Raw genomic sequence first — 23,778 nt, forward strand, 5'->3', positions numbered from 1 at the left:
CCGTCGGCGACGGTCTTCAGCCGTCGGCGACCAGGGCCTCCTCGAACACGGGCGCGATGTCGCCCACACCCGTCACAGCCCTGGATCAGCCGGCATTCCGAACAGCACCCGGCCCACCAGGTCGTAGCCGGTGGCATTGAGGGCGTAGTGCTGGGTCACGGCGTTGACGTCACGCAGGTACCGCTGCAACGGGCTGGTGCGGTAGAGCGCGGTGGAGCCGGCGGTCCGGTAGCACAGCTCCACCGCCTCGGCGGCCGACTGCGTCGCGTGCACGGCCGCCAGCCGGGCCTGCGCGCGCTGCGGCACCGTCGGCGCCGAGCCTGCGGCGGCGCTGGCCCACATGCTCTCCATGCTGGCGCAGAGGTACAGGTGCCCGGCGTCGATCAGCGCCTTCGCGCGGCCGATCGCGGCCTGGGCGGTCTCACGCTCAGCCAGAGACCGGGTGGAACGGAACGGGGTCTTGGCCACGGCCAGCGCGCTGAGTTCCAGCACCGCCGCCCGCGCGATGCCCAACGGCACGGCGCCGAGCAGCGGGAAGATCAGCGACAGCATCGGGATTCGCCACATCGGCCCGCTCGGCCACGGATCGACGTTGGCCGGGTCGATGGTGTGCTCGGCCGGTACCCGCACGTCCTCGACCCGGTAATCGACGCTGCCGGTGCCCTCGAGCCCGGCGGTGTGCCAGGTGTCGAGGAACTGCACCTGCGCGGGTGGCAGCACGACCGCGCGCATGCTCGGCGGCCCACCGGCATCGGCGGCCACCATCGCCCCGCCGATCACCCAGTCGCAGTGCTGGGTTCCGGTTCCGAACGACCAGCGGCCGGTCACCAGGAACGAGCCGTCCGGCTGGGGTACCGCCCGGCCGCCGGGCATCAGCGCGCCGCCGGCCAGTTCGCCGCCCGTCGGGTACAGCTCGCGGGCGCCGTCCTCGGGCAGGAACGCGCCGGCGCAGTTGCTGGCAAGGCCGGTGGCGCTGCACCATCCGGTCGAGCCGTCGGCGGCGGCCAGCGTCTCCAGCAGGTTGATCACGGCGGTCGGGCCGGCCTCGATGCCGCCGAGCTCGCGGGGAACCCAGAGCCGGAACACCCCGGCCTCGCGGAGCGCCGCAACGACGTCCGCAGGCAACCGGCGGGCCCGCTCGATCTCGGGACCGCGAGCGCGCAGGCCCGCGGCGAGGGCGTCGACCGCCTCGGTCACGTCCTGCACGCTGGGGGTCGTCTCGGTCATGGCCGCGCCTTCTCTCTCTGCACGGTGCTGGCCGCGCTCTGTGCATGGTGGCTGGGCGCCGCGCGGGGCTAGAGCGCCTCACGCCTTTGCAGCCACCGTAACGCCACCCACCCGAGCGGCACCGGAAGCCAGAACGTTGCCAGCCGGAAGAGCAGCACCGCGCTGATCGCTGCCGCGCTCGCCATTCCGGCGGCCGCCAGCCCGGTGGACAGCGCGATCTCGACCGCGCCCAGTCCCCCGGGCGTGGGTGCCACGGAGCCGATGGCCGCCCCCGCGAGGTACACCACGGCCACCTGCGCGACGCCGACCCTCCCGTCGAAGGCGTGCACCGAGAACCACAGCGCGGCGATGTAGCACCCGTTGAGCAGCAGCGCCCCGACAACGCCCTCGGCGAGCTTCGCCGGGTTGGTGAGCAGGTTCAGCAGCCTGGGCACCGCCTCGCGCAGTGGCGGCAGCAGCCAGCCGAGCAGCCAGCGCCGCACCGCGGGCAGGGCCAGCGCCAGCAGCATCAGGGCGGCCAGCGCGCCGAGGGCGACGAAGGCCCAGCCCGGGATCGGAACGCTGTGGTGGGCGGGCTCGCCGGTGGCGGTGGCGAAGGCGATCAGCAGCACCACGTGCGAGACGCCGTTGACCACCTGGGACAGCCCGACGCTGGTCGCGGCGCCCGCGGTGCTGACATTGGACTTGCGCAGGTATCGGATGTTCAGGGCGAGACCGCCGACGGACGGTGGGGTGACGAACCCCGCGAAGGACGCGGCAAGCTGGACGAGCACCGTCCTGGCGAACGGCAACCGCTCGCGGACGTATCCGGTGAGCGACAGCGCCGCGGCCACATACGTCGCGGCGGACGCGGCGAGCACCAGCGGTACCCACTGCCAGCGCGCGCCGGACAGCACCGTGACCAGGTCCACCGTGCCCAGCTGGCCCACGATCAGGTACCCGGTGACGATCACGGCGGCGATGGAGATGATGGTCCGCGGCCGGACCCGCTCGACCCGGGCCAGGTCCGGCGCCGGCTGGTTGGTCTGGGCCTGCACCTGGTCACGGACCGCTTCGAGCAGGGCGCTGTCCTGCCGCAGCGCCTCCCGGGTCTGCCGGCTCAGCGCGATCGGCTGCAGCACCGGCACGGTCGCGGCCAGCTCCTCGTCGGTGAGGACGTGGCGGGCGCTGCGTACCGCCTGCTCCGCTCCGGCCCATTGTGCGGTGGTGATCAGCAGCTGCACGCGGTCCAGGCTGATCCGCAGGTCGTTGGCGAACGCCGCGCCATCCTCGGGAATCGGCAGCAGCACGTCCCCGTCCACGCCGAGCCGGATCTGGCCCAGCGTCAGCCCGCGGTGGGTCACCCGGTTGCGGTGCAGCAGGGTGACCGCGCGCCACAGCTCGTCCAGCTGCGCCGGCGTGGGGTCGGTGAGTGCCGTGGTCTCGCGCCACTCGTAGACCAGCACGATGGTGTCCGGGCCGCAGCGCACCCCGGCGATGAGCCGCGGCACCGGAACGCCAGCCGCGCTCGCCGCCATCGCGAGCAGGGACCGGTGCTCGGCGACCCGCTCCAGCGAGAGCGCCGGGGCCGGGGCGAGGTCCGTGCGGATCCGGATCAGCCGGTAGAGGTTGTAGACGGCACCCGAGGCGAGCAGGTCACGGTCGAGGACCTGTACCCGCAGCAGGTGGCCGCCGCGGGTGGTGGCCTCGTAGCTGCGGCCGTCCAGCGTCGACTCGATCCGCAGCAGGCTTGCCAGCTCGATGCCGCGTTCGGCCAGCGCCGCCGCGAGCTGGGCGGCGTCCGGCCGCTCGTTCACGCTGCCGGCGCTGTAGCGGACGGTGATGCCGATGGTCGCGCCGACGACCAGGCTGAGCGCCAGGGACAGCAGCGAGGCCTGGGTCGCGGTGAACACCGACAGCACGTACAGGGCGATGACTGACGCGAGCAGCCCCCGCCACACCACGTCGGCGAGTCCGAGCACCGTCGTGAAGGCGAGCAGCGCGGCGAGGTAGGTGTCCAGTGGCCGGACCGAGCCGCTGCTGCCCACCCGGACGAGGGCCACGTGCAACTGGCTGGCGGGGAACGCGTCGAGCAGCTCGTTCAGCGCGGCGACCACGCCGATACTGAGCAGCCCGGTGAGCACCGCCTCGATGAGCCGCCGGGTCTGGCCCCGGACGATGTCGCGCACCATGAACGCCAGCGGCAGGGCCAGCGCCCCGAAGGCGGCGAGCAGGCTGACCGAGCGCAGCAGGACGTGCGGCACGTCGCTGACCAGCCGCGCGAGGTCTGAGTTGATGCCCCGGCTGGTGTCCCGGGCGATCAGCCCGAGCCCGACCAGGACGAGCACCGCGAGCAGCAGGCCACTGAGCCGGACCAGGTCCAGCGATCGGCGCACCCGGGACGGCGCCGAGTCCCGGAGCTCTATCGGTTCCGTGCCCGCGCCGGGTCGTTCGGTAGCCACGGGCCCGTTCGCCGCGGTTACGGTTCCGGTCCGGTGCTGCATGATTTTCGAAGGGTATTACAGCGAGATCAGAACTCAATCCAGCTCGGCGGGTTCGGCGACGTGTGGCGCCAGCGCCCAGCGCTCCTCCACCGCCATCACCTTCCAGTAGGCGATGGCCAGCGCCCAGACGAGCACGAACAGGCCGACGATGACGAAGCCGACGTTGTTGAGGTCCAGGCCGGCGATCCAGTTGGTGACCGGATCGGTGAGGTCCAGCTTCTCGTGCAGGACGCTGACCAGTTCGATGGTGCCGATCAGCAGCGCCACGGCGACCGAGAGGCCGGTGATCGCGAGGTTGTAGTAGATCTTGCGGATCGGATTGGCGAACGCCCACCGGTACGCGACGTTCATGAAGGCGCCGTCCAGGGTGTCGAACAGGCTCATGCCGGCGGTGAACAGCAGCGGCAGGACGAGGACCGCGTACCAGGGCAGGCCGCCGGCGGCTCCGCTGGCTGCCAGCACCAGCAGGGTGACCTCGGTGGCGGTGTCGAAGCCGATGCCGAACAGCATCCCGATCGGGTACATCTGGGACGGCCGGGTGATGGAGCGCATCAGCGGCCGCAGTATGCGAGTGAGCAGGCCTCGATCGTTCAGCGCCTGGTCGAGGGCGTGCGGGTCGTACCCCTCATCCTTGGCGCGGCGGTACACCCGGACGATGCCGACCAGGGCGACGAGGTTCAGGATGCCGATCAGGTAGAGGAACAGCCCGGACGCGCTGGTGCTGAGCACGCCGAGGTTCTGCCGGGTGGACGAGCCGGCAGTGGTGAGGTCGGTGACGAACTTGGCGCCGAGAGCGATCCCGGTCGCCAGCACGACCACGATGGTGGAGTGCCCGAGGGCGAACCAGAACCCGACCGACACCGGCCGCTTGCCGTCGGCCAGCAGCTTGCGGGTGGTGTTGTCGATGGCCGCGATGTGATCGGCGTCGAAGGCGTGCCGCATGCCCAGGGTGAAGGCGGTGATGCCGATCCCGATCCCGAAGATCTTGTTGCCGAGCATCAGGTGCTGGGGCGCCACCACGGCGATCAGGATTGCCCAGGCGACGATGTTCATGGCGGCGATCACCGCCAGGATCACGGCGATCCGGCGCCATTCGGCGCGTCCGAGACGCGTGGAGACGACAGTTGGCAAAGACATCAGGGTTCCTCTTCCAACACCTCGTGGACAGGGCTGAGCTGTGCCACGGCCGGTCTCCTGGCTCGCAGGTTCCGGATCGCTCCGGTATCGGGCTCGCCTTCCCGGACAATCTCGTCCAGTGGCTAACAGAGCCCGACATTCCTGCTTACAGTGGCGAGGGCCGCTTCGGTTCTGCACCGAATTCCCGAGCACCGTGGCAGCTCGAAAGCTAGCCGCTGGTGCTGCCCGGTGGCAAGTCGCCGGCTTCCAGCACTGCCGGAACACAGCACAGAGGGGCAACCGGTGAACCGGTTGCCCCTCTGTGTGGCCGCCGCACAGTCGGTATGCCCCCCGTCGCCATGGCGGCCGCTGCACATACCAACCTGCGCCGCGCTCAGGACAGGTACGCCTCCAGCTCCGACAGCTGGCCGGCGGCCCATCCACTGTTGGCGGTGAACGTCAGGCGCAGGTATCGGCTGCTGTTCGCCGGCAGGCTGATGGTCACCTTGTTGGCCGACGCCGGGTCGAAGCTGTACGCCGTGGACCCGACCAGCGTGGCGAAGCTGCTGTTGTCCGCGCTGCCGAGCACCGACAGTGTCTCGCTGCGGGCGCCCCACGAGGCGGGCAGGTCGAGCACCAGCCGCTTCGTGGCCATCGAGCTGCCCAGGTCCAGGGTCAGGCTCTGCGGAAAGGCGTTGTTCGTGCTCTCCCAGTAACTGTTCAGGTCGCCGTCCACGGTGCTGGCCGCGACGTAGGTCTGCGAGTGGCCGGTGTCGGTCACCGTCTTGTGCAGAGCAACGTTCCCGGTAGCCGGCGGCGGGGTAGTCGTCGGCGGCGCGGTGGTGGTCGTACTGGCGTACGCCTCGAGCTCGGAGAGCTGCGCGGCGGACCAGCCGCTGTTGGCGGTGAACGTGAGCCGGACGTAGCGGGTGCTGTTGGCGGGCAGCGTCACCGTCACCGTGTTTCCGGTGGCGGGGTCGAAGCCGTATGCGTTCGAGGCGACCAGCGTCGTCCAGGTGCTGTTGTCGGTGCTGCCCAGCACGGACAGCGTCTCGGTCCGCGCGCCCCATGCCGAGGACGGCGGCAGGTCCAGCACCAGGCGGCCGAGGGACTGCGCGCTGCCCAGGTCGGTCGTCAGGGTCTGCGGAAAGGCGTTGGCGCCCTCCCAGTAGGTGCTGGTGTTGCCGTCGACGGCGTTGCCGGCCACATAGACGTCGCTGTGACCGCTGTCGGTGACCGGCCGGTTCAGGGCAAGGTTCCCGGACGGACTGGACGGCGGCGTCGTGGTGGGAGGCGGCGTCGTGGTGGGAGGCGGCGTCGTGGTGGGAGGCGGCGTCGTGGTGGGAGGCGGCGTCGTGGTGGGAGGCGGCGTCGTGGTGGGAGGCGGCGTCGTGGTGGGAGGCGGCGTGGTCGGCGGTTGCGTGGTGCCACCGCCACCGGCGTAGGTGTAGACCGGCGCCGGCCACGGGCCGCAGTACGTCGAGTCCCAGCCGGTGTCGCCGCTGATCTTGTTGATCGCGAACGCGCCAGTCCCCTGGCAGTTGTAGCTGCCGGCGTTGCCCACATGCGTCGCGGTCACGTTGGTGAAGCTGGCGGAGCCGGTGGTCTGCAGCTGCAGCACGAAGGTTCCGGTGCCGTCGATCGTGACGTTGCTGAATGCGACGTTGCTGACCCCGCTGCCGATGAACTGGATCGCCTCGTACGAGCTGTCCAGGATCGAGGAATCGGTGACGTTGATGGTGCCGGTCATGGCCGAGTCCGAGGACCAGAACCAGATCGCGCCGACGCCGAACTGCCAGTTGGAGTCCAGCACGCCGGTCCGGATCAGGGTGTTGCGGGCGATCGTCGTGGTGCCCGCGAGCGGAACCGCGTTGAACCGGTTGCCGACGTGGATGCCGCCGCCCTGGTTCTGGGTGTCGCTGACGATGTTGTCGCTGACCGTGTTGTCATGCCCGCCGTAGATGGCGATGTTGTTCGCCAGGATGGGTAGCTCGACGGTGTTGAACGTGAACGAGTCGTTGGCGTCGGCGTTGCTCTCGGCCCACATCGCCAGCCCGTCGTCCCCGGTATTGCGCAGGAAGCTGTTGGTGACCGTGGAGTGGGTGATGCCGTTGTGGAAGTTCACGCCGTCGGCGGTGGTGTCCAGGATCCGCAGCCGGCTCAGGGTCAGGCCGTCGAACGGGCCGTCCAGCCAGGCGCCGACCTTGGTGTGCTGGATCCAGACGTTGTCCACCGACGAGCTGTTGAGCGCGCCGCCGATGCCGTTGACCTGGGCGCTGTCGTCGCGGTTGGTCACCTCGCCGAAGATCGCGAGATCCGAGACGTGGACGTTGCTGCTGGCGTTCGGCGCGTAGTTGCCGTACAAGCCGACGCCTGCCCCGTGCAGCACCGTGTACCAGGGACCGGCGCCCTTGACGGTCACGTTGTTCAGGATGATGTGACCGACCACGGTGAAGGTGCCGGTCGGGATCCAGACGCCCTTGCCCTGGCTCGAGCCGGCGTTGACCGCCGACTGGATGGCGCTGGTGGAGTCACGAGCGCCGGTCGGGTCCGCGCCGTAGCCGGTGGCGTCGAGGTAGCCCGCGGGCATGGCGTTGGCCACCCCGACGGTCTCGAAGTCGGCGGTGTCGATGGTGTACGAGCCGGCGGTGTCGTTGCTGTCGACCTGCAGCTTGACCGTGCTGCCCGCCGCGAGCGTCGAGCCGAAGGTCGTCCGGACGTCGTCGTAGAAGTGGTGCGCCTTGCCGTCGCCGGGGTTGTTGCTGAACGGGTACGAGCCGTAGAAGTCGCTGTACCGGCTGGTGACGGTGAGGTCCTGTGTCTTCGTCCCGTTGACGTACAAACTCAGCTGGTTGGTGAGACCGGCACCGTCGGCGGAATCGGGGATCGCGTAGTGGATGGTGACCGCGTTTGCGGGCTGCGCGAGCGTGAACTGGACGTACTTGCCCTGCCCGGCCAGCTGCACCGCCTTGCGTCCGGAGGCCTCGGACGCGAGCGTCCCGGCCGTGCGGTCCATGCCGAGCACGGTGCCGTTGGTGGCGGCGCTCTCGGCCTCGTACTCGGTGAACGGCACGGTCGCGCCGCGGGTGGTGGCAGCCTGAGCGGAATGCGCTCCGGCACCGAGGGAGACGGTGAGGGCGCCGAGGCCCACGACGGTCGCGGTGACGGCGAGGGCAGCGGTCAGCTTGCCGCCGGGCCGGTGGGAAGCGATCTGGGAGCGGCTGTACGAGCCGACGCTGACGCGGGCTCTCCAGGGGGCGCGGAGGCGCACCGCACGGGCGGGGGTCCCGGGGTTGGCTACGGATGGGGGCATGGCGAACCTCTCTGAGGTTGTCGGCCTGGCTGGACTGGGTGAGGGGGCAGGAATGCGGGAGCTGCCCGGTCACATAAACACAAATCACAAATGTTCGCAATATCTCGACAGTGTTTCGTAAATAGTAAATGTTTGCGTCGGTTGCAGGGCTTGCACACCGATCACTCAGAGCATTGCCGACAGTGCGGCCGGACCTGCCAGAATCAAGCGTCAGCCGAGCAGGACCGAGCACGGCCGCCTACCCGACCCTATGAATTGCGTGCTTCCGGCCGGTCGCCACCCGTCGCGTACATCGCTTGCAAGAAATGTCCTACGCTTGCGACCGTGACACGCAGACTTGCGGAAGTGGCGGCCAAGGTAGGAGTCAGCACGGCGACGGTGAGCCGCGTGCTGAACGGCAAGGGCGGGGTGTCGGAACCCACCCGGCAAGCGGTGCTGACCGCGCTGGACGTGCTGGGGTACGAGCGCCCGACCCAGCTGCGCGGTGAGCGGTCACGGCTGGTGGGCCTGGTCCTGCCGGAGCTGCAGAACCCGATCTTTCCGGCCTTCGCCGAGGTGGCCGGCGGCGCGCTGGTGCAGCAGGGCTTCACGCCGGTGCTGTGCACGCAGACCCTCGGCGGCGTCCAGGAATCGGACTACGTCGACCTGCTGCTGCAGCAGCACGTCTCCGGCGTCCTGTTCGTCGGTGGCCTGTATGCGCTCGAGGACGCCTCGCACGAGCACTACGCCCGGCTGACCGAACGCAACCTGCCCACCGTGCTGGTGAACGCGGCCATCGACGGGCTGGACTTTCCCCGGGTGTCGTGTGACGACGCGGTGGCCGTGGAGCAGTCCATTGCCCATCTGCGCCACCTCGGCCACACCGACATCGGCCTGATACTGGGCCTGCCCGACCACGTTCCGTCCCGGCGCCGGCTGGCCGCGGCCAAGGCGCTGGCCGGCCGGGATGGCTTCGCGCTGCCCGACGACCGGGTCGCGCACTCGCTGTTCTCGATCGAGGGCGGCCAGGCCGCGGCCGGCACCCTGCTCAGCCGCGGCGTCACCGCGTTGGTGTGCGCCAGCGACCCGATCGCGCTGGGCGCCATCCGCGCGGTCCGACGCGCGGGCCTCAACGTTCCCGCCGATGTCTCGGTCGTCGGCTACGACGACTCGGCGCTGATGATGTGCACCGATCCGCCGCTCACCACCGTGCGCCAGCCCATCGAGCCGATGGGACGGGCAGCCGTGGACCTGCTCGTCGGCCAGATCTCCGGTGGCAGCTTCGCCCCGGGCGAGCTGCTCTACGAGCCGGAGCTAGTGGTCCGGTCCTCCACCGCCCCGGCACCGAGCGGCCGCCGCTGATGCGCCCACTCGACCGGTTTTGAATTTCTGTCAAAGTCTTGCGTTATTTTGTCCTGAACTCTAGTGTTCCGTTCGCGATCCGGACGGCTGAGCAGCTGGCGGCCTGAGGACGCGACCTAGCCGGCGCGCCGGAGAGAACCCTCTCCAGCACGCGCGCCGGACGATCGGAGCCTTCGTGAGCGCACAGGACCCCACCCTCGACCCCGAGTGGTGGCGCGATGCCGTCATCTACCAGATCTACGTGCGCAGCTTCGCCGACGGAAACGGCGACGGCGTGGGCGACCTCGCCGGCGTCCGGTCCCGCCTGGTCTACCTGCAACAGCTCGGTGTGGACGCCATCTGGTTCACGCCCTGGTACGCCTCACCGATGGCCGACGGCGGCTACGACGTGGCGGACTACCGCCGGATCGACCCCGCGTTCGGTGACCTGGAGCAAGCGCGGTCCCTGATCGCCGAAGCGGCAGAGCTCGGCATCCGCACCATCGTCGACATCGTGCCCAACCATGTGTCCGATCAGCACGCCTGGTTCCAGGAGGCACTACAGGCTGAGCCGGGCTCGCCGGCCCGGGACCGGTTCTGGTTCCGGCCGGGCCGTGGCCCGTCCGGGGACGAGGCCCCGAACGGCTGGACGTCCAACTTCGGGGGCTCGACCTGGACCCGGGCCAAGAATCCCGATGGCACGCCGGGCGAGTGGTACCTGCACCTGTTCGCGCCCGAGCAACCGGACCTCAACTGGAACCACCCGGACGTGCGAGCCGAGCACGAGGACCTGCTGCGGTTCTGGTTCGACCTCGGCGCGGCCGGCGTCCGGATCGACTCCGCCGCCCTGCTTCTCAAGGACCCGCAACTGCCCGAGGTCCCGGCCGCGGTAGTGCCCGGGAGCCATCCCTACGAGGACCGCGACGAGCTGCACGAGGTCTACCGCTCCTGGCGCGCGGTCGCGGACTCCTATCCCGGTGGCCGTTTGCTGGTGGGCGAGATCTGGTTGCCCGACGCCGAGCGGTTCGCCAAGTACCTGCGCCCGGACGAACTCCACACCGCGTTCAACTTCGACTTCCTGTCATGCCCGTGGCAGCGCGATGCCCTTGTCGCGTCGATAGCCTCGACGCTGAGCGCCCACGCGCCGGTGCACGCTCCGGCCACCTGGGTGCTGTCCAACCACGACGTCACCCGGCCGGTGACACGCTACGGGCGTGCGGACACCTCGTTCTCCTTCGCCGCCAAGCGCGCCGCGACCTGGACCGACCTCGACCTGGGCAACCGCCGCGCGCGGGCGGCCGCGCTGCTCGCCATGGCGCTGCCCGGTTCGCTTTACCTCTACCAGGGCGAGGAACTGGGCCTTCCGGAGGTGGAGGACATCGCGGAGGATGCGCTGCAGGACCCGATGCACTTTCGCTCCGGCGGCATCGATCCGGGCCGTGACGGCTGTCGGGTGCCGCTGCCCTGGTCCGGCGACGCGCCGCCGTACGGCTTCAGCCCCGCGGGTACCGGGCCGTCCCCCTGGCTTCCGCAACCCGACGACTGGTCCGGGTTCACAGTGTCTGATCAGATATCTGACATAACGTCGATGCTGACGTTGTATCGGTCCGCACTGGCGATTCGCCGATCCCAGCCGCATCTCCGCGACTCGGCCCCGGACTGGCTGGAGGCCGGCGACGGGGCGCTGCTCTTCCGCCGCGGCACCGACTTCGGCTGCCTCGTCAACTTCGGTCCCGAGTCGATCGGGTTGCCCCCACACGACCGCGTCCTGCTGGCGAGCAACCCGCTGGTCAGCGGGGCGCTGCCGGCGGACACGGCGGCCTGGCTGAGGCTGCCCGCGTCCGGCTGATCTATCGCTGTCAAGCATTGTTCCGCAGCTCGAATCCACAGCTCCATCCATCCCATCCTTCTCTTTCTCCAGACAGGGAGACCGCACATGCGCACCACCTGTATTCGGCATGCCCGCAGAACCGCCACAACCACCGTCACCGGCGTGCTCGCACTCAGCCTGCTCGCCGCGTGCGGCTCCGGAAAGTCCACCGGCAGCGAGCGCAGTTCCGGCAAGGTGAAGATCTCCGTGGTCTCCTTGAAGCCGGGCAGCGAGAAGGCCGCAGTGGACACCTTCAACGCCCAGGTCAAGCAGTTCGAGCAGGAGAACCCCAACATCGAGGTGACCCCCAAGGAGTACGAGTGGAAGGCGACCACGTTCGCCGCCCAGCTCGCGGGCAACACCCTGCCGACCGAGTTCACCGTTCCGTTCACGGACGGAAAGACACTGATCGAGCGCAAGCAACTGGCAAATCTGAGCAGCGAGGTCAAGGCGCTCCCCTACGCCGCGACCTTCAACCCGAAGGTGCTCAGCGCCGGCCAGGCCACGAACGGCGACATCTACGGAATCCCCTGGGCCGCTTACGGAATCGGCCTGCAGTACAACCGGACGCTGTTCACCAAGGCCGGCCTGGACCCCGACAAGCCACCGGCCAGCTGGGGCGAGGTCCGCTCCGACGCCAAGCAGATCGCGGCCAGGACCGGGCAGGCCGGCTACGCCCAGATGACGCAGAGCGGCACCGGCGGCTGGATGCTGACCACCCTCAGCTACGCCCTCGGTGGCCGGATGGAGCAGGCGGACGGGAACAAGGTGACCGCGACGGTGAACAATCCGCAGACCAAGCAGGCGCTGCAGAAGCTGCACGACATGCGGTGGGATGACAACTCCATGGGCAGCAACTTTCTCTACGACTGGGGCGGCATGAACCAGGCCTTCGCCGCGGGAAAGGTCGGCATGTACATGGGTGGCTCGGACGTCTACACCAGCCTGGTCCAGCAGAACAAGATCAACCCCGCCGACTACGGGCTGGCGGTGCTACCGCTGGACTCCAGTTCGACGGAGGCCGGCATCCTCGGCGGCGGCTCGCTGGCCGTCGTCAGCGCCAAGGCGAGCCAGGCACAGAAGGACGCGGCCGTGAAGTGGATCGACTTCTATTACATGCGCAAGCTCACCAAGCAGGACGCCGCGGTGCTCGACGCCAAGACGCTGGCGCAGGGCAAGCAGCCGGTCGGCACGCCGTCGCTGCCGATCTTCGACAAGGCGACCCTCGACAAGTCGAACGAGTGGATCAAGTCCTACGTGAACGTGCCGCTGAAGCAGATGACCTCCTTCACGTCCGGGGTGTTCTCGCAGAACCTCGTCGCCGAGCCCGCCGCCCAGACGCAGGCCCTGTACGGCGCGCTCGACCCGGTGGTGCAGGCGGTGCTGACCGACCGCAATGCCGACATCGACTCGCTGCTCAGCAAGGCCGACAGCGACGTCCAGACCATCCTCGACCGGGGATGACCGCTGCGAGCCGTGGCCGCGCGACGCCGGCCGGCTGGGTGCGTGGCGGCGGCCTGAGCACCCTGCTGCTGGCGCTGCCGATGCTGCTCGTCTTCGGGGTGTTCTCGTGGTACCCGATCCTGCGGGCGCTGGTGATGAGCGTGCAGCAGACGAACCTGGTCACGGCCGCCCAGTGGGTCGGCTGGCAAAACTTCGACCGGGTGCTGCACGACCCGCTGCTGGGCACCGCGGTCGGCAACACCTGTTACTTCGCGCTGCTGGCGCTCGTCTTCGGGTATCCGGTCCCGCTGGTGATCGCGGTGGTGATGAGCGAGCTCCGACGATTCAAGGGCCTCTACTCCGCGCTCGTCTACCTTCCCGTCGTGGTGCCGCCGGTGGTCGCGGTGCTGCTCTGGAAGTTCTTCTACGACGGCAGCTCGTCCGGGGTGTTCAACAGCATCCTGGGACGGTTCGGGCTCGGCCCGTACCCATGGCTGCAGAACTCCGCCAGCGCGATGCCCGCCCTGGTGCTGGAGGCGACGTGGGCCGCGGCCGGCAGCACGGTGATCATCTACCTCGCCGCGCTGACCTCGGTCGCACCGGAGCTGTACGACGCGGCGTCGGTCGACGGCGCGTCGATCTGGCACAAGGTCTGGCACGTCACCATGCCGCAACTACGGGGTGTCCTGCTGATAACGTTGATCCTGCAGCTCATCGGGACGTCCCAGGTCTTCCTGGAGCCCTACCTGTTCACCAACGGCGGCCCGTCGAACTCGACGCTGACCGTGCTGCTGCTGATCTATGACTACGCCTTCGGACAGAGCCTTGGCGGCGACTACGGGTCGGCCACCGCGCTGAGCGTGCTGCTGGCGGTCGTGCTCGGCGCACTGTCGGCCGGCTACTTCCGGCTGACCCGATCCTGGAGTGAATCGTGACGACGAGCACCGACGAGACGGCCGGCGTGGTCGCGGCTCTGCAAGCACCCGCCGGCGCTGTCGCCCGACCAGCCGATCCGCCCGCGCCGCCACCTGCGGGCCGGCGCCGCGGTGAGCCCGGCGGCGCCATCATCTCAGCCACCGACCGGCGGCGTCCGATGGTCCGGCGCGGCCAGACAGTCCTCAACGCCACCCTGCTCGCATTGCTGCTGATCATCGGGTTGGGGCCGCTGCTGTGGCTGGTGAAGTCCGGCATCACCCCCACGCAGGACACGCTGCGCCGCCCGATGGCGCTCTGGCCGCACGGGGTGGCCTGGTCCAACCTCTCGACGGCGTGGACGACGATGGATCTCGGGCGGAGCATGGCCAACACCGTGGCCATCGCGGCGGGATCGTGGCTGGCCCAGCTCGTGGTGGCCGCCACCGGTGGCTACGTGCTGTCTGTGCTCCGTCCGCGGTACGCCCCGCTGCTCACCTCCGCGGTGCTGGCCACCCTGCTCGTCCCCACCGTCGTGCTGCTCGTGCCGCTGTACCTGACGGTGCTGAACCCGCCACTGATCCATCACTCGCTGATCAACTCGTTCTGGGCGCTGTGGATACCCTCGGCGGCCAACGCCTTCAACGTGGTGCTGGTGAAGCGGTTCTTCGACGGCCTGCCGCGGGAGATCTTCGAGGCTGCCGAGGTGGACGGGGCGGGACCGTTCCGGCTGTTCTGGTCCATCGTGATCCCGATGTCGCGGCCGATCCTGGGAGTGGTGTCGGTGTTCGCCATCATCGCGGCCTGGAAGGACTTCCTGTGGCCGTTGCTGGTGCTGCCCGACCCGGCCAAGCAGCCGCTGTCCGTCCGGCTGCCCATCCTGGCGGGCAGTGTCGACCTCGGCGTGCTGCTGGCGGCGCTGCTGATCTCGACCATCGCGCCGATCGTGCTGTTCTTGCTCGTGCAACGCTTGTTCCTGCGCGGAGCCGGCCTGGGCGGCGCGCTGAAGGGCTAGCTTCACGGCAGCTGTGGGCAGCTTCGCGGGCGCTGAAGACGGCCGATCTATCTATGGTTGAACCTCAGCGCACGAGGTAACATTACAGACCCGCTCGGCCCTAGAAGAACGGCCCGTAGCGATCTGGCGAGTTCAGAGGATCTCGTCAAGCCCGTTTGGGGTGTTGCGCATGACCATGCTTTATTCACCGTCCGACATTCCTACCAGCTCATCCCGCGACGCCGTCAGCAGCGGCGTACAGGCGATGTACGGCACCACCTACGCCGACATGGTTGAGCGACTCTTTTGCAAGTACGAGTGTGTTCTGTCGCTCGTAACATCGTGCGCGACTGCCGGCACGACCTGGCTGGCGCGCCCGCCGGTGCGCTACCGGAGCTGACCGAGCGGCTGGCCTGGCACCGGATCGCCGACCTGGTGTCCACCCGCGGGCTGGCGATGCCCGGCGGACTCTGAGGGGGTGGGCGTTACCCACCCCGCAGAGCGGCACAACCGCAACTGCTCGACAACCTGACCGTGTCCACCCGGATCGCTCCGGGTGGACACGGTTTGGTTATGCGGGCGGCCGAGCCGTCAGGACTTCGGCTTGGTCATCTTCGAGTGCAGCGCAGACTTCGCGACATCGGGGATGAGCTTGGACGCGGCCGTCTGCAGGCGGTTCTTGCCGGCTCCGCCGACGACGTGGTCCTTGCCCGCCATCAGCGCCTGAAAGCCGTCCTTGGCCACGTCTGCCGGATCGTCCTTCTTCGCGCCGGCGACCGGTGTGTCCTGCATGCCGGCGCGGTCGAAGAACTCCGTGTCGGTCGGCCCCGGAAGCAGCGCCGTGATGGTGACGCCGCTGTCCTTCACCTCGTTGCGCAGCGCCTCGGCGAAGGACTGGACGAACGACTTCGACGCCGCGTACGTCGCGTAGTACGGGCCGGGCATGGTGCTGGCGACGGATGAGGTGAACAGCATCCGGCCGGAACCGCGACGGACCATGTCCGGCAGCAGTCGCTTGGCCAGGTGCACCGTCGAGGCGACGTTCAGCCCGATCAGGCGTTCCTCGGCCGCCCACGGGATGTCGATGAACGCGCCGCCGTTGCCGATGCCGGCGTTGAGGGCCACCGCGTCGACCTGCCGCGACGTCGCCGCGATGGCGGTAACCAACTGCTCGACGCCGGCCGACGTGCTGAGGTCCGCTCGGACGCTGTGCACCTCGCCGCCCTCCCCGCTCAACTGGGTCGCCGCGGTGGCGAGTTCGGCATCCTCGGCGGTGATCAGGACGTCGAAGCCGTTGCTGGCGAACTGGCGCGCCAGCTCGAAGCCGATCCCGCTCGACGCCCCGGTGATCACCGCGAATTGCTTGGGCTCAGTCATGGAAAGCCTTTCTGATGAAGGGAACAAAGGTGATGTGCAAGCTGCCGTCCGGCTGGCTCATCCCTGGCGCCAGTCGTCGCTGGTGAGGTGCGAGCCGGCGTGCGGGCCCATCTGCAGCATGCCGCCGTCGACCGCCCACGACGCGCCGGTGACGTAACTTGCCGCAGGTGACGCCAGAAACGCGATCACCGACGCGATCTCACGGGCGTCGCCGGGACGGCCCAGTGGCACGCCCGGTCGGCTCACCTCGTGCGGGTCCTGGTCCTCCTGGCCGGTCATCGGCGTCGCGATCTCGCCCGGTGCAACGGTATTGGCAGTGATCGACTGCTGTCCCAGTTCCAGGGCCAGGGTCTTGATCAGCCCGCCCAACCCGTGCTTGGCGGCGTCGTAGGCACCGGAACCGACCCGCGGCTGATGCTCGTGCACGCTGGTGACCGCGATGATCCGGCCGCCGTTCCCGGCAGCGACCATTCGCCGCGCGGCACGTTGGATACAGACGAAGGCACCGTCGAGGTCGGTCAGCAGGATCTGGCGCCACTGGTCGTACTCCAACTCCAGTACCGGCACGCTCGCGCCCGTACCGGAGTTGTTGACGAACACGTCGAGTCCACCGAGCTCGTCGGCGAGCTGATCGATGACATCACCGCAGGCAGGGACATCGGTGAGATCCAGTTGCGCCACGACGGCCCGCCGGCCTTGCGCGCGGACCTCTTCGGCGGTCGCCTCGGCGCCTGCGGAGTCCGTGTGCCAGGTGATGCCGACTTCCATGCCGGCCTCGGCGAGCGCGACCGCGGTCGCCTTGCCGATCCCGGAGTCCGAGCCGGTGACGATCGCTGTGGTGGGAGTGAAGGGCATGCGGGTGGCTACCTGTCCGTGCCGGGCATCGCGGCGCGACCTGGCTTCTCAGGAGCCGAGGACGGTGCCGGATGGCGCGAGAAAAACGACGGGCTGCTCTGTCCTTGCCAGACTCGTGGGCCGATGGTGACGCTGTCAAGTCGCGCAGAGTCTGCGGTACGGTTTCAGCGAGGCTAGAGGACGAAGCCAGGCGTGGAAAGCAGCGTGGGCGCCCGGTGCACGTTCGCCCGGCGGAAGACCCACAGCACCGCAAGCATGAAGAGGTAGCCCAGCACCAGCCCGATCAGCGGCGAGATCACCATGGGAACCAGTACATGCGAGACGACACCCTCCCACTTCACCCGGTCCGAGCTCACCAGGGCGCTGCCGATCAGTCCGCCGATCAGCGCGTGCGAGGACGACGAGGGCAGGCCGAACCACCAGGTGGCGAGGTTTCACGCGATGGCGCCGAGCAGCGCCGCCAGTACCACCACCAACCCGCCACGGCCTGACGGCGGTTCGATGATACCGCCGCCGACGGTGCGCGCGACCTTGGTCGAGATCAGGGCACCTGCCACGTTCATCAGGGCGGCGATGATCAGCGCGGCCCGCGGGGTGAGCGCTCTGGTCGAGACGACGCGCGACATACCGCAGCCCGGGCCGCTACGAGCCCTACGCGCGGTGCACACCGGCTCGGTGTGAACGACTACGTGGGGTTCTGGCCGTGGGCCTCATCGTGACCCTGACGGTCCTGCTGGCATGAGTCGCCGGCGTTGGCTGCTCGGGTCGGCGGGGACCTGACTTATCTGCGTCGTGCAGGTTTGCGGTTACCGACACGGACTCGTAGCTTGAAGACGGCTGAACCCACGAGCCGCCGTGATCCTCCGGCGCGTTGGGAGCTGTCTCCCGTTCGCTGGTGGACCCGAATCGCGCACCCGGCATCCCGAGGACAGACATGAGAAAAGCACTAGCCATCGCAGCAGTATCCGGCTTCAGCGCCTGCATGCTCGCAATCGGTGCGGGCCCGGCGTCCGCCGAACCGAACCAGCGGGACACCGCCTTTCTGATGGCGAACGCCCAGACCAACCTCGCCGAGATCACCATCGGCCAGCTCGCCGAGCAGCGGGCGCAGTACCCCAGCACCAAGGAACTCGCCGCCAAGACCATGTCTGACCACCAGGCCGCCATGACGAAGCTGATGGCGGTCGCCAAGACCCTCGACGTCACGCTCCCGACCATGCCGAACGCCGAGCAGCAGGCCGCGGCCGCAAAGCTGAGGACCGTCGACACCAGCGCGTTCGACGCGACCTACGACCAGATTCAGGTGCAGGGGCACCAGGCCTCGATCGCCGACACCAACACCGAACTGTCCGCGGGTTCGGACCAGAACCTCAAGGCGTACGCGCAGTTCTACCTGCCGGTGGCCACCATGCACCTGTCCATGGCGCAGGCCGACCTCGCTGCCGTGACGTCGTCGAATCCGGCTGCGGTACCCGCCGGCAGCGGTGGTGAGGCCGGTACGACATCGGGCACCACCCGTACGCTGCAGACCGGCGCCGGCATCGCCGGAGCCGGACTGCTCGCGCTCGGTGCCGCCGGAGCGCTGCGCCGGCGCAAGGCAGCACGCTGAGGCGACAGCATGCTGAGGCGCCAGCACACTGAAGGGAAAGCACGCTGAGGCGACGATCCGTGGGGCGCATCCGAGGCAGGGCGTGGAGCGTTCTCGCCCTGCTCTCGGGTACGGCGCTGGTTCTCTTCAGCGTGCTCGGCCTGCGACACGACCGGGCGGCGCCGTCGGAGTTCGGGGCCGTGCCGCATGCGGGTTCGACCGTGGTGGCCGCCGCTGGAGGCGTTCTCGACGCATCCGGGTCCGCGGTCTCGAGCGCGGACCCGATCCGTACCAAGCCGTTCACTAGCAAGGGCGTAACCAAGCGCCGCCCGAGCACGCTGCCGCTCACGCCGTTGGTCCAGCGCATCGTCGTTCCGAGCAATCCAGGTACCGTATTATCCTTGCCCGCATTGGGTATTCAGGCTCCGGTCGAGACGGTGACGGTGAATCGGGGCGTCCTCGACGTGCCCGACAACCCGTCTCACGTCGGCTGGTGGTCAGGTAGCGCGTTGCCGGGTTCGGCCGCCGGAACCGTCGTGGTCGACGGCCACGTCGATTCCGCGAGCTACGGCCGGGGCGCGCTGTTCGGGCTTTCCGACCTGCGGGCGGGAGATCGCGTGACGATCCGGTCACCGGGTTCCACGCCGGTCGACTATCAGGTGGTGGCGCGCCAGGTGTACGTCAAGAGCCAGGGGCTGCCGGCCGACCTGTGGACTAGGGGTGGCGCGCCGCGGCTGGCGCTGGTGTCCTGCGGCGGCCCGTTCGACGAGAAGACGCTCAGCTACGACGACAACGTGGTGGTCTTCGCCGTGCCCGTGCAGCATGGGTAATGAGCCCGTACGCCCACCGTTGTAGTGGCGTCGCTGTCCGACGTCACAGATTGAGGAGCAGACCATGGACGAAATCCGCATGCCGAACGTGCTGGACCCGGATCGGATGGTCAGCAACAGCCGCGACGACATGAGCGTGCACGACAAGGCGGGCTTGAGCGAGGACCTGGAGGAGGCGCTGCACCAGTCCTGCCAGTACGGCCAGCAGCTGTGGCGCGACCTCGACGCCGTGCGCGGCTACCTGCTCGACAGCCTGCCACCGGTCCCGGGCGAGATCTCCGGAACCGGCCGCCTCGATGCGACGTCCGCGGCTCCGACCGGCCCCGAGGACGAGGACGGCTGGCAGAACTGGATCGCCGCCTACGCCGCCGTGACCTCGGCCCTGGCCGGTCCGCGCGGCGACTCCGGCTACGGAATGTCGGAGGCCCGGCGCGAGGCGCAGCAGCGGCGCGCCACCCCGACGGTGACCGGCAGCGGCGGCCGCTTCACCGCTCACGAGTACGACGGGCGGCAAGCTGCCGAGGACGACCACCGGGCGGCGGTGCAGCGGGCATCGGCCGACAACGACGCGCCCACCGGCGGCCCGACCGACCAGGGCCTGCCGCCGGGCGCGGACGACAACGGCTCGGGTGGCGGCGGAACCCGATCGGCCGCCGATTCCGGTCGTGGCGGCAGCGCCAGCGGCAGTTCGGGTCGACACGGCGGCGGGCAGTCCCGCGGAACCGGCGGCAACGAATCGGCCAGCCTGCTCAAGACAGCGGGCATGACCGGACTCGTCGTGCTGGCATTCCGCGGCCTGACGGGCCTCCGTCGGCACCCGGCGGGTGCTTCGGTTGAGCGTTCCAAGCCCAACGGCGGTAGGCGTGTTGCGGTCAGCAGAAGGGCGGCGAAGCGTGACACGTTGAGCGCGAAGGCGAGCAAGGGTAAGGCCACAGCGAAGCAGACGTCGACCAAGATGGCCGGGGCGGCAGCCGCGCTGGCGGCCAAGGAGGGCCTTACGAACTGACGGGCGCCCCTGCTTCCCGCTAGTGTTGCGCTAGCGGAACAGTGGGTCCTGAGCAGCAGGACGTCTCTACGTTAGTGGGGACCGCATGGCGATCTTGGGTCGCGGCAGCGACGATCAGGCCGACCCGGGCGTGGATGTGGCCAGCGGTCGAGGCGAGGACTCAGGCAGCGATCCAGCCAGTGAGCCAGCCGGCGATCCTGCCAGCGACTTGGCCGGTGACCCGGACAGCCACCCATACATGGCGCGCTCGTCCGCCGACCTGCCGCGACCGGATACCCCGCTGCCGATGGACGGTGGCCACCTTGGCGTCGACCTCGATCAAGCCCTGAAGCCGGGCGCGTTGGTGCCGGCCTTCCAGCCGATCGTCGACCTGGCATCAGGTGCCGTCGTCGGTTTTGAGGCACTGGCGCGGTGGCCCACGGTGCCCGGTGCGAATCCGGGCACCGTCTTTCTCGCGGCCAGGGTGGCGGGGCGACTGGCCGAGCTGGACTGGGCCTGCCGGCTCGCGGCCCTGCGCACCGCGCTCGACGTGCAACCGGACCGTGAGACCGCCCTGTTCGTCAATGTCGAGGCTGAGACCTTCGGCGCCGCGGGCCCCGCGGGGACGGAGTGGCTGCTGACGGAGGCGCGGGAGCGGCTGCGCGTGGTGCTCGAACTGACCGAGCGGTCGCTGCTGCGGCGCCCGGCAGAGCTGCTGCAGCTGATCGGCTGGGCCCGCAAGCGGGGCTGGGGCATCGCGCTGGACGATGTCGGGGCCGATCCGGACTCGCTGGCCCTGCTGCCCTTCGTCGCGCCCGATGTGATCAAGCTGGACCTGTCACTGGTCCAGAACACGCCGTCCTCTCAGCAGGCCCGGACCATGGTTGCGGTGATGGCGCACGCGGAGCGGACCGGTGCCGCGATCCTCGCCGAGGGCATCGAGACAGCGGCGCACCGCGAGCAGGCGCTCGCTCTGGGCGCGTCCTACGGCCAGGGCTGGTTGCTGGGCCGGCCGGGGCCGCTCACGGTCGTCGACGACTCGAACACCATTCCGCCGGCCCGTCCGCTCGAGCCGATCGCAGTCACTCCCTTCGACCATGTCATCTCAGCGCGGCCACTGCGGATCGGACGCAAGGCGCTGCTGCTGGCAATGTCGCGCCACATCGAGCACAAGGCGATGTCGCTCAGCGATCCGCCCGTGGTGCTGTCGGCGTTTCAGACTGCCGACCGTTTCACCCCTCAGACGGCCCGCCGCTACAGCGCGATAGCCAGCACCTGCGCGTTCGTCGGCGCGCTCGGCGAGGGCCTGCCGACGGCCCCGGCGCCGGGGGTGCGAGGCGCCTCGCTCGATCCAGAGGACCGCCTGGTCGGCGAGTGGACGGTCGTGGTGGTGGGCGCCCACTACGCGGGTGCGCTCATCGCACGCGATCTCGGTGACTGCGTTCCAGACCTGGAACGGCGCTTCGAATTCGTCCTGACCCATGATCGCGATGTGGTCATCGCGGCGGGCCGGTCGCTGATGGGGCGGATAGTCACCACGCGCCCGGCAGAGTGATCTGAACTGCAGTCACGGACTGTAGTTGTGTTCGCTGTTAACGTGATGTAGGTTTCGCGTAAAGCGCCACCCGTCGACAGCGCACGGGACAGACGCTCGACCCGGACTTCGAGAGGTGCCACGGATGGCAATGCACTCTTCACGACTCGGCAGGACGGCCCGCTGCGCGATCTGCGCGGGCCTTGCCGTGGCGAGCCTGGCGCTTGCCGTCTCGCCCGCCGCGGCGCACAGTGCACCGGCCCAACCGGCCTCCGTGGGACGCGCGGCGGCATCGCCCAACTCGTTCACGGCCGGGCAGTGGGGCGACTCCGACGCTGACCGGGTCGCCAAGGACAGCACGGGAAAGAACGTCCAGTCGGCCGATCCCGGATCGCTCTACACCATCGAGAACGCCATCGGCGCTCGCAGGGTGTGGCAGCAGAAGGATTCGCAGAACCGCCAGGTCACCGGCCAGGGCGTCACGGTAGCGCTGCTGGACTCCGGAACCGCAGCCGTGAGTGGCCTGGACCGCGCCGGCAAGCTGACCTACGGCCCGGACCTGTCCATCGAGGGCAACGGTGAGCTCACCGACCAGGACACCTTCGGCCACGGCACCCACCTGGCCGGCATCATCGCCGGCCGTGACTCGGCGGTCCTGACCGGCCGCACCATCAGCTCGCTTTCCCCGTCCACGCAGTTGGGCGTGGCGCCGGACGCCAACCTCCTCTCGCTGAAGCTGGCGACGACCGACGGCAGCACCGATGTCAGCCAGGTCATCGCGGCGCTGAACTGGGTCACCGAGCACCAGACCGCTCAGGACGGCAGCAAGGTCCGCGTCGTCAACCTGTCCTTCGGCACCGACTCCGTCCAGCCGTACCAGGTCGATCCACTGGTTGCGGCGGCGGAGAACGCCTGGCGGCACGGTCTGGTCGTGGTCGTCTCCGGCGGCAACGAGGGCAACGGCTCCGGCGGCCTGACCGACCCTGCCATCGACCCCTACGTCATCGCCGTCGGCGCATCCGACAGCAACGACAACGTCAGCGGCTGGGCACATCCCAGCGTGGCGTCCTTCAGCAACGGCGGCACCTACCAGCGACACGTGGACCTGCTCGCACCGGGCGCCTCGATCACCTCGCTGCGCGACCCAGGCTCCTACGTCGACCAGAACTACCCCGAAGGCCTGGTCGCCGGTGACACCACCGGCCGGCTGTTCCGCGGCAGCGGCACCAGCCAGGCCGCCGCGGTGGTCTCCGGCGCGGCCGCCCTGCTGCTGCAGGCCTACCCCGACCTGACGCCCGACCAGGTGAAGGCGTTCCTGACGGCGACCGCCACTCCGGTGTCCGCCAGCTCGCTGCTGGCCGGCGCCGGCGAGCTCAATGTCGCGGCCGCGTTCAACGCCATCGACGCTCTGACCGGTCCGACCGGCCAGCTCAACCCGTTGGTGGCCGCCGCCGCCCGCCAGTCCTACCCGATCTCGACCGGACAGGGATCGCTGGACGCCGCACGCGGCGGCAGTGTCCTGGTGGACGCCGACGGCAACGACCTCAGCGGCGAGGTCGACGTCCAGGGCAATCCCTGGGACGCAGCCGCCTGGTGGAAGGCGGCATCGGGCCTGTCCTCGTGGTCCGGTGGCAACTGGATGGGCGTTCCCTGGACCGGTGCCGACTGGGCTGCCTCGACCGACGGCTTGCTGTCGGCCCGGTGGTCCTCCGCACGCTGGTCCTCCGCACGGTGGAGCGACGCGTACTGGGATTCGGCTCGCTGGTCATCAGCACGGTGGTCTTCCGCCCGCTGGTCGTCAGCGCGCTGGTCCTCCGCCCGCTGGTCCTCCGCGCGCTGGTCCGACGCCATCTGGAGCTAGCAGTGCGCCGCGCTCTCAGCCCAGCGCACTGGACGCTCCTGCTCAGCACGGCGCTGGCCGCGGCCGCGAT

The 23,778-nt window shown here is 69.4% G+C and carries 17 protein-coding genes, 1 pseudogene and 1 riboswitch; of the genes and pseudogenes, 11 read left to right on the forward strand and 7 right to left on the reverse strand.

Features of this window, described 5'->3' with window-relative positions:
- Window positions 1–72 precede the first annotated feature (72 nt).
- The 4 genes from RM423_RS07340 to RM423_RS07355 form a co-directional block, all read right to left on the reverse strand.
- Window positions 73–1,227 (reverse strand): acyl-CoA dehydrogenase family protein, encoded by a 1,155-nt coding sequence (locus RM423_RS07340; protein ID WP_311422360.1) that lies wholly within the window; start codon window positions 1,225–1,227, stop codon window positions 73–75.
- A 68-nt stretch (window positions 1,228–1,295) separates the two neighbouring features.
- Window positions 1,296–3,668: a lysylphosphatidylglycerol synthase transmembrane domain-containing protein gene (locus tag RM423_RS07345; RefSeq protein WP_311422361.1), complete on the reverse strand. Its 2,373-nt coding sequence runs from the start codon at window positions 3,666–3,668 to the stop codon at window positions 1,296–1,298.
- A gap of 75 nt (window positions 3,669–3,743) precedes the next feature.
- Window positions 3,744–4,847: a Nickel transporter NicT gene (locus tag RM423_RS07350; RefSeq protein WP_311422362.1), complete on the reverse strand. Its 1,104-nt coding sequence runs from the start codon at window positions 4,845–4,847 to the stop codon at window positions 3,744–3,746.
- A 30-nt stretch (window positions 4,848–4,877) separates the two neighbouring features.
- A riboswitch (cobalamin riboswitch) is annotated at window positions 4,878–5,058 on the reverse strand.
- A 162-nt stretch (window positions 5,059–5,220) separates the two neighbouring features.
- Window positions 5,221–8,139 (reverse strand): discoidin domain-containing protein, encoded by a 2,919-nt coding sequence (locus tag RM423_RS07355; protein WP_311422363.1) that lies wholly within the window; start codon window positions 8,137–8,139, stop codon window positions 5,221–5,223.
- 324 nt (window positions 8,140–8,463) lie between these two features.
- On the opposite strand from RM423_RS07355, the gene RM423_RS07360 reads away from it, so the two are divergent.
- The 6 genes from RM423_RS07360 to RM423_RS07385 all read left to right on the forward strand — a co-directional run bounded on the left by RM423_RS07360 (window position 8,464) and on the right by RM423_RS07385 (window position 15,152).
- Window positions 8,464–9,480, forward strand: a complete 1,017-nt coding sequence (locus RM423_RS07360; RefSeq protein WP_311422364.1) for a LacI family DNA-binding transcriptional regulator — start codon at window positions 8,464–8,466, stop codon at window positions 9,478–9,480.
- A 175-nt stretch (window positions 9,481–9,655) separates the two neighbouring features.
- Window positions 9,656–11,308: a glycoside hydrolase family 13 protein gene (locus RM423_RS07365; protein ID WP_311422365.1), complete on the forward strand. Its 1,653-nt coding sequence runs from the start codon at window positions 9,656–9,658 to the stop codon at window positions 11,306–11,308.
- A gap of 87 nt (window positions 11,309–11,395) precedes the next feature.
- Window positions 11,396–12,793 (forward strand): ABC transporter substrate-binding protein, encoded by a 1,398-nt coding sequence (locus RM423_RS07370; protein WP_311422366.1) that lies wholly within the window; start codon window positions 11,396–11,398, stop codon window positions 12,791–12,793.
- Window positions 12,790–13,707 carry a carbohydrate ABC transporter permease gene (locus RM423_RS07375; RefSeq protein WP_311422367.1) on the forward strand — a complete coding sequence of 306 codons (918 nt, stop codon included), beginning with the start codon at window positions 12,790–12,792 and terminating at the stop codon, window positions 13,705–13,707. The genes RM423_RS07370 and RM423_RS07375 overlap by 4 nt, the downstream gene beginning before the upstream one ends.
- A complete protein-coding gene (locus RM423_RS07380) occupies window positions 13,704–14,699 on the forward strand; it encodes a carbohydrate ABC transporter permease (RefSeq protein ID WP_311422368.1) in 996 nt (331 codons plus the stop codon). Before RM423_RS07375 ends, RM423_RS07380 begins: the two co-directional genes overlap by 4 nt.
- Window positions 14,700–15,020: 321 nt before the next feature.
- A complete protein-coding gene (locus RM423_RS07385; RefSeq protein WP_311422369.1) occupies window positions 15,021–15,152 on the forward strand; it encodes a hypothetical protein in 132 nt (43 codons plus the stop codon).
- Between the two features lie 117 nt (window positions 15,153–15,269).
- On the opposite strand, the gene RM423_RS07390 is transcribed toward RM423_RS07385, so the two are convergent.
- From RM423_RS07390 to RM423_RS07400, 3 genes and pseudogenes are all read right to left on the reverse strand, one after another.
- A complete protein-coding gene (locus RM423_RS07390; protein ID WP_311422370.1) occupies window positions 15,270–16,055 on the reverse strand; it encodes an SDR family NAD(P)-dependent oxidoreductase in 786 nt (261 codons plus the stop codon).
- 57 nt (window positions 16,056–16,112) lie between these two features.
- A complete protein-coding gene (locus tag RM423_RS07395) occupies window positions 16,113–16,910 on the reverse strand; it encodes an SDR family oxidoreductase (RefSeq protein ID WP_311422371.1) in 798 nt (265 codons plus the stop codon).
- Between the two features lie 209 nt (window positions 16,911–17,119).
- Window positions 17,120–17,524, reverse strand: a pseudogene (locus tag RM423_RS07400) (anion permease); the annotation flags it as partial.
- 320 nt (window positions 17,525–17,844) lie between these two features.
- On the opposite strand from RM423_RS07400, the gene RM423_RS07405 reads away from it, so the two are divergent.
- The 5 genes from RM423_RS07405 to RM423_RS07425 all read left to right on the forward strand — a co-directional run bounded on the left by RM423_RS07405 (window position 17,845) and on the right by RM423_RS07425 (window position 23,708).
- The gene (locus RM423_RS07405; protein WP_311422372.1) at window positions 17,845–18,519 is read left to right on the forward strand and encodes a DUF4142 domain-containing protein; all 675 of its coding nucleotides are present in this window, start codon (window positions 17,845–17,847) and stop codon (window positions 18,517–18,519) included.
- Between the two features lie 59 nt (window positions 18,520–18,578).
- Entirely contained in the window at window positions 18,579–19,328 is a 750-nt protein-coding gene (locus RM423_RS07410) for a class F sortase (protein ID WP_311422373.1), read from the forward strand.
- A gap of 64 nt (window positions 19,329–19,392) precedes the next feature.
- Entirely contained in the window at window positions 19,393–20,334 is a 942-nt protein-coding gene (locus RM423_RS07415) for a hypothetical protein (protein ID WP_311422374.1), read from the forward strand.
- Window positions 20,335–20,419: 85 nt separating this feature from the next.
- Entirely contained in the window at window positions 20,420–21,868 is a 1,449-nt protein-coding gene (locus RM423_RS07420) for a sensor domain-containing phosphodiesterase (RefSeq protein ID WP_311422375.1), read from the forward strand.
- Between the two features lie 124 nt (window positions 21,869–21,992).
- Window positions 21,993–23,708, forward strand: coding sequence for a S8 family serine peptidase (locus tag RM423_RS07425; protein WP_311422376.1), 1,716 nt, complete (start codon window positions 21,993–21,995; stop codon window positions 23,706–23,708).
- Window positions 23,709–23,778: the final 70 nt, after the last annotated feature.

It is taken from the genome of Jatrophihabitans lederbergiae (genome assembly GCF_031845305.1).
Lineage (GTDB): Bacteria > Actinomycetota > Actinomycetes > Mycobacteriales > Jatrophihabitantaceae > Jatrophihabitans_A > Jatrophihabitans_A lederbergiae.

What these genes read in the sequence shown, in the direction of transcription:
- RM423_RS07340 (WP_311422360.1), bottom strand. Translation starts at nt 1,227, where the DNA reads ATGACCGAGACGACCCCCAGCGTGCAGGACGTGACCGAGGCGGTCGAC.
- RM423_RS07350 (WP_311422362.1), bottom strand. Translation starts at nt 4,847, where the DNA reads ATGTCTTTGCCAACTGTCGTCTCCACGCGTCTCGGACGCGCCGAATGG.
- RM423_RS07355 (WP_311422363.1), bottom strand. Translation starts at nt 8,139, where the DNA reads ATGCCCCCATCCGTAGCCAACCCCGGGACCCCCGCCCGTGCGGTGCGC.
- RM423_RS07370 (WP_311422366.1), top strand. Translation starts at nt 11,396, where the DNA reads ATGCGCACCACCTGTATTCGGCATGCCCGCAGAACCGCCACAACCACC.
- RM423_RS07375 (WP_311422367.1), top strand. Translation starts at nt 12,790, where the DNA reads ATGACCGCTGCGAGCCGTGGCCGCGCGACGCCGGCCGGCTGGGTGCGT.
- RM423_RS07390 (WP_311422370.1), bottom strand. Translation starts at nt 16,055, where the DNA reads ATGACTGAGCCCAAGCAATTCGCGGTGATCACCGGGGCGTCGAGCGGG.
- RM423_RS07395 (WP_311422371.1), bottom strand. Translation starts at nt 16,910, where the DNA reads ATGCCCTTCACTCCCACCACAGCGATCGTCACCGGCTCGGACTCCGGG.
- RM423_RS07405 (WP_311422372.1), top strand. Translation starts at nt 17,845, where the DNA reads ATGAGAAAAGCACTAGCCATCGCAGCAGTATCCGGCTTCAGCGCCTGC.
- RM423_RS07415 (WP_311422374.1), top strand. Translation starts at nt 19,393, where the DNA reads ATGGACGAAATCCGCATGCCGAACGTGCTGGACCCGGATCGGATGGTC.
- RM423_RS07420 (WP_311422375.1), top strand. Translation starts at nt 20,420, where the DNA reads ATGGCGATCTTGGGTCGCGGCAGCGACGATCAGGCCGACCCGGGCGTG.
- RM423_RS07425 (WP_311422376.1), top strand. Translation starts at nt 21,993, where the DNA reads ATGGCAATGCACTCTTCACGACTCGGCAGGACGGCCCGCTGCGCGATC.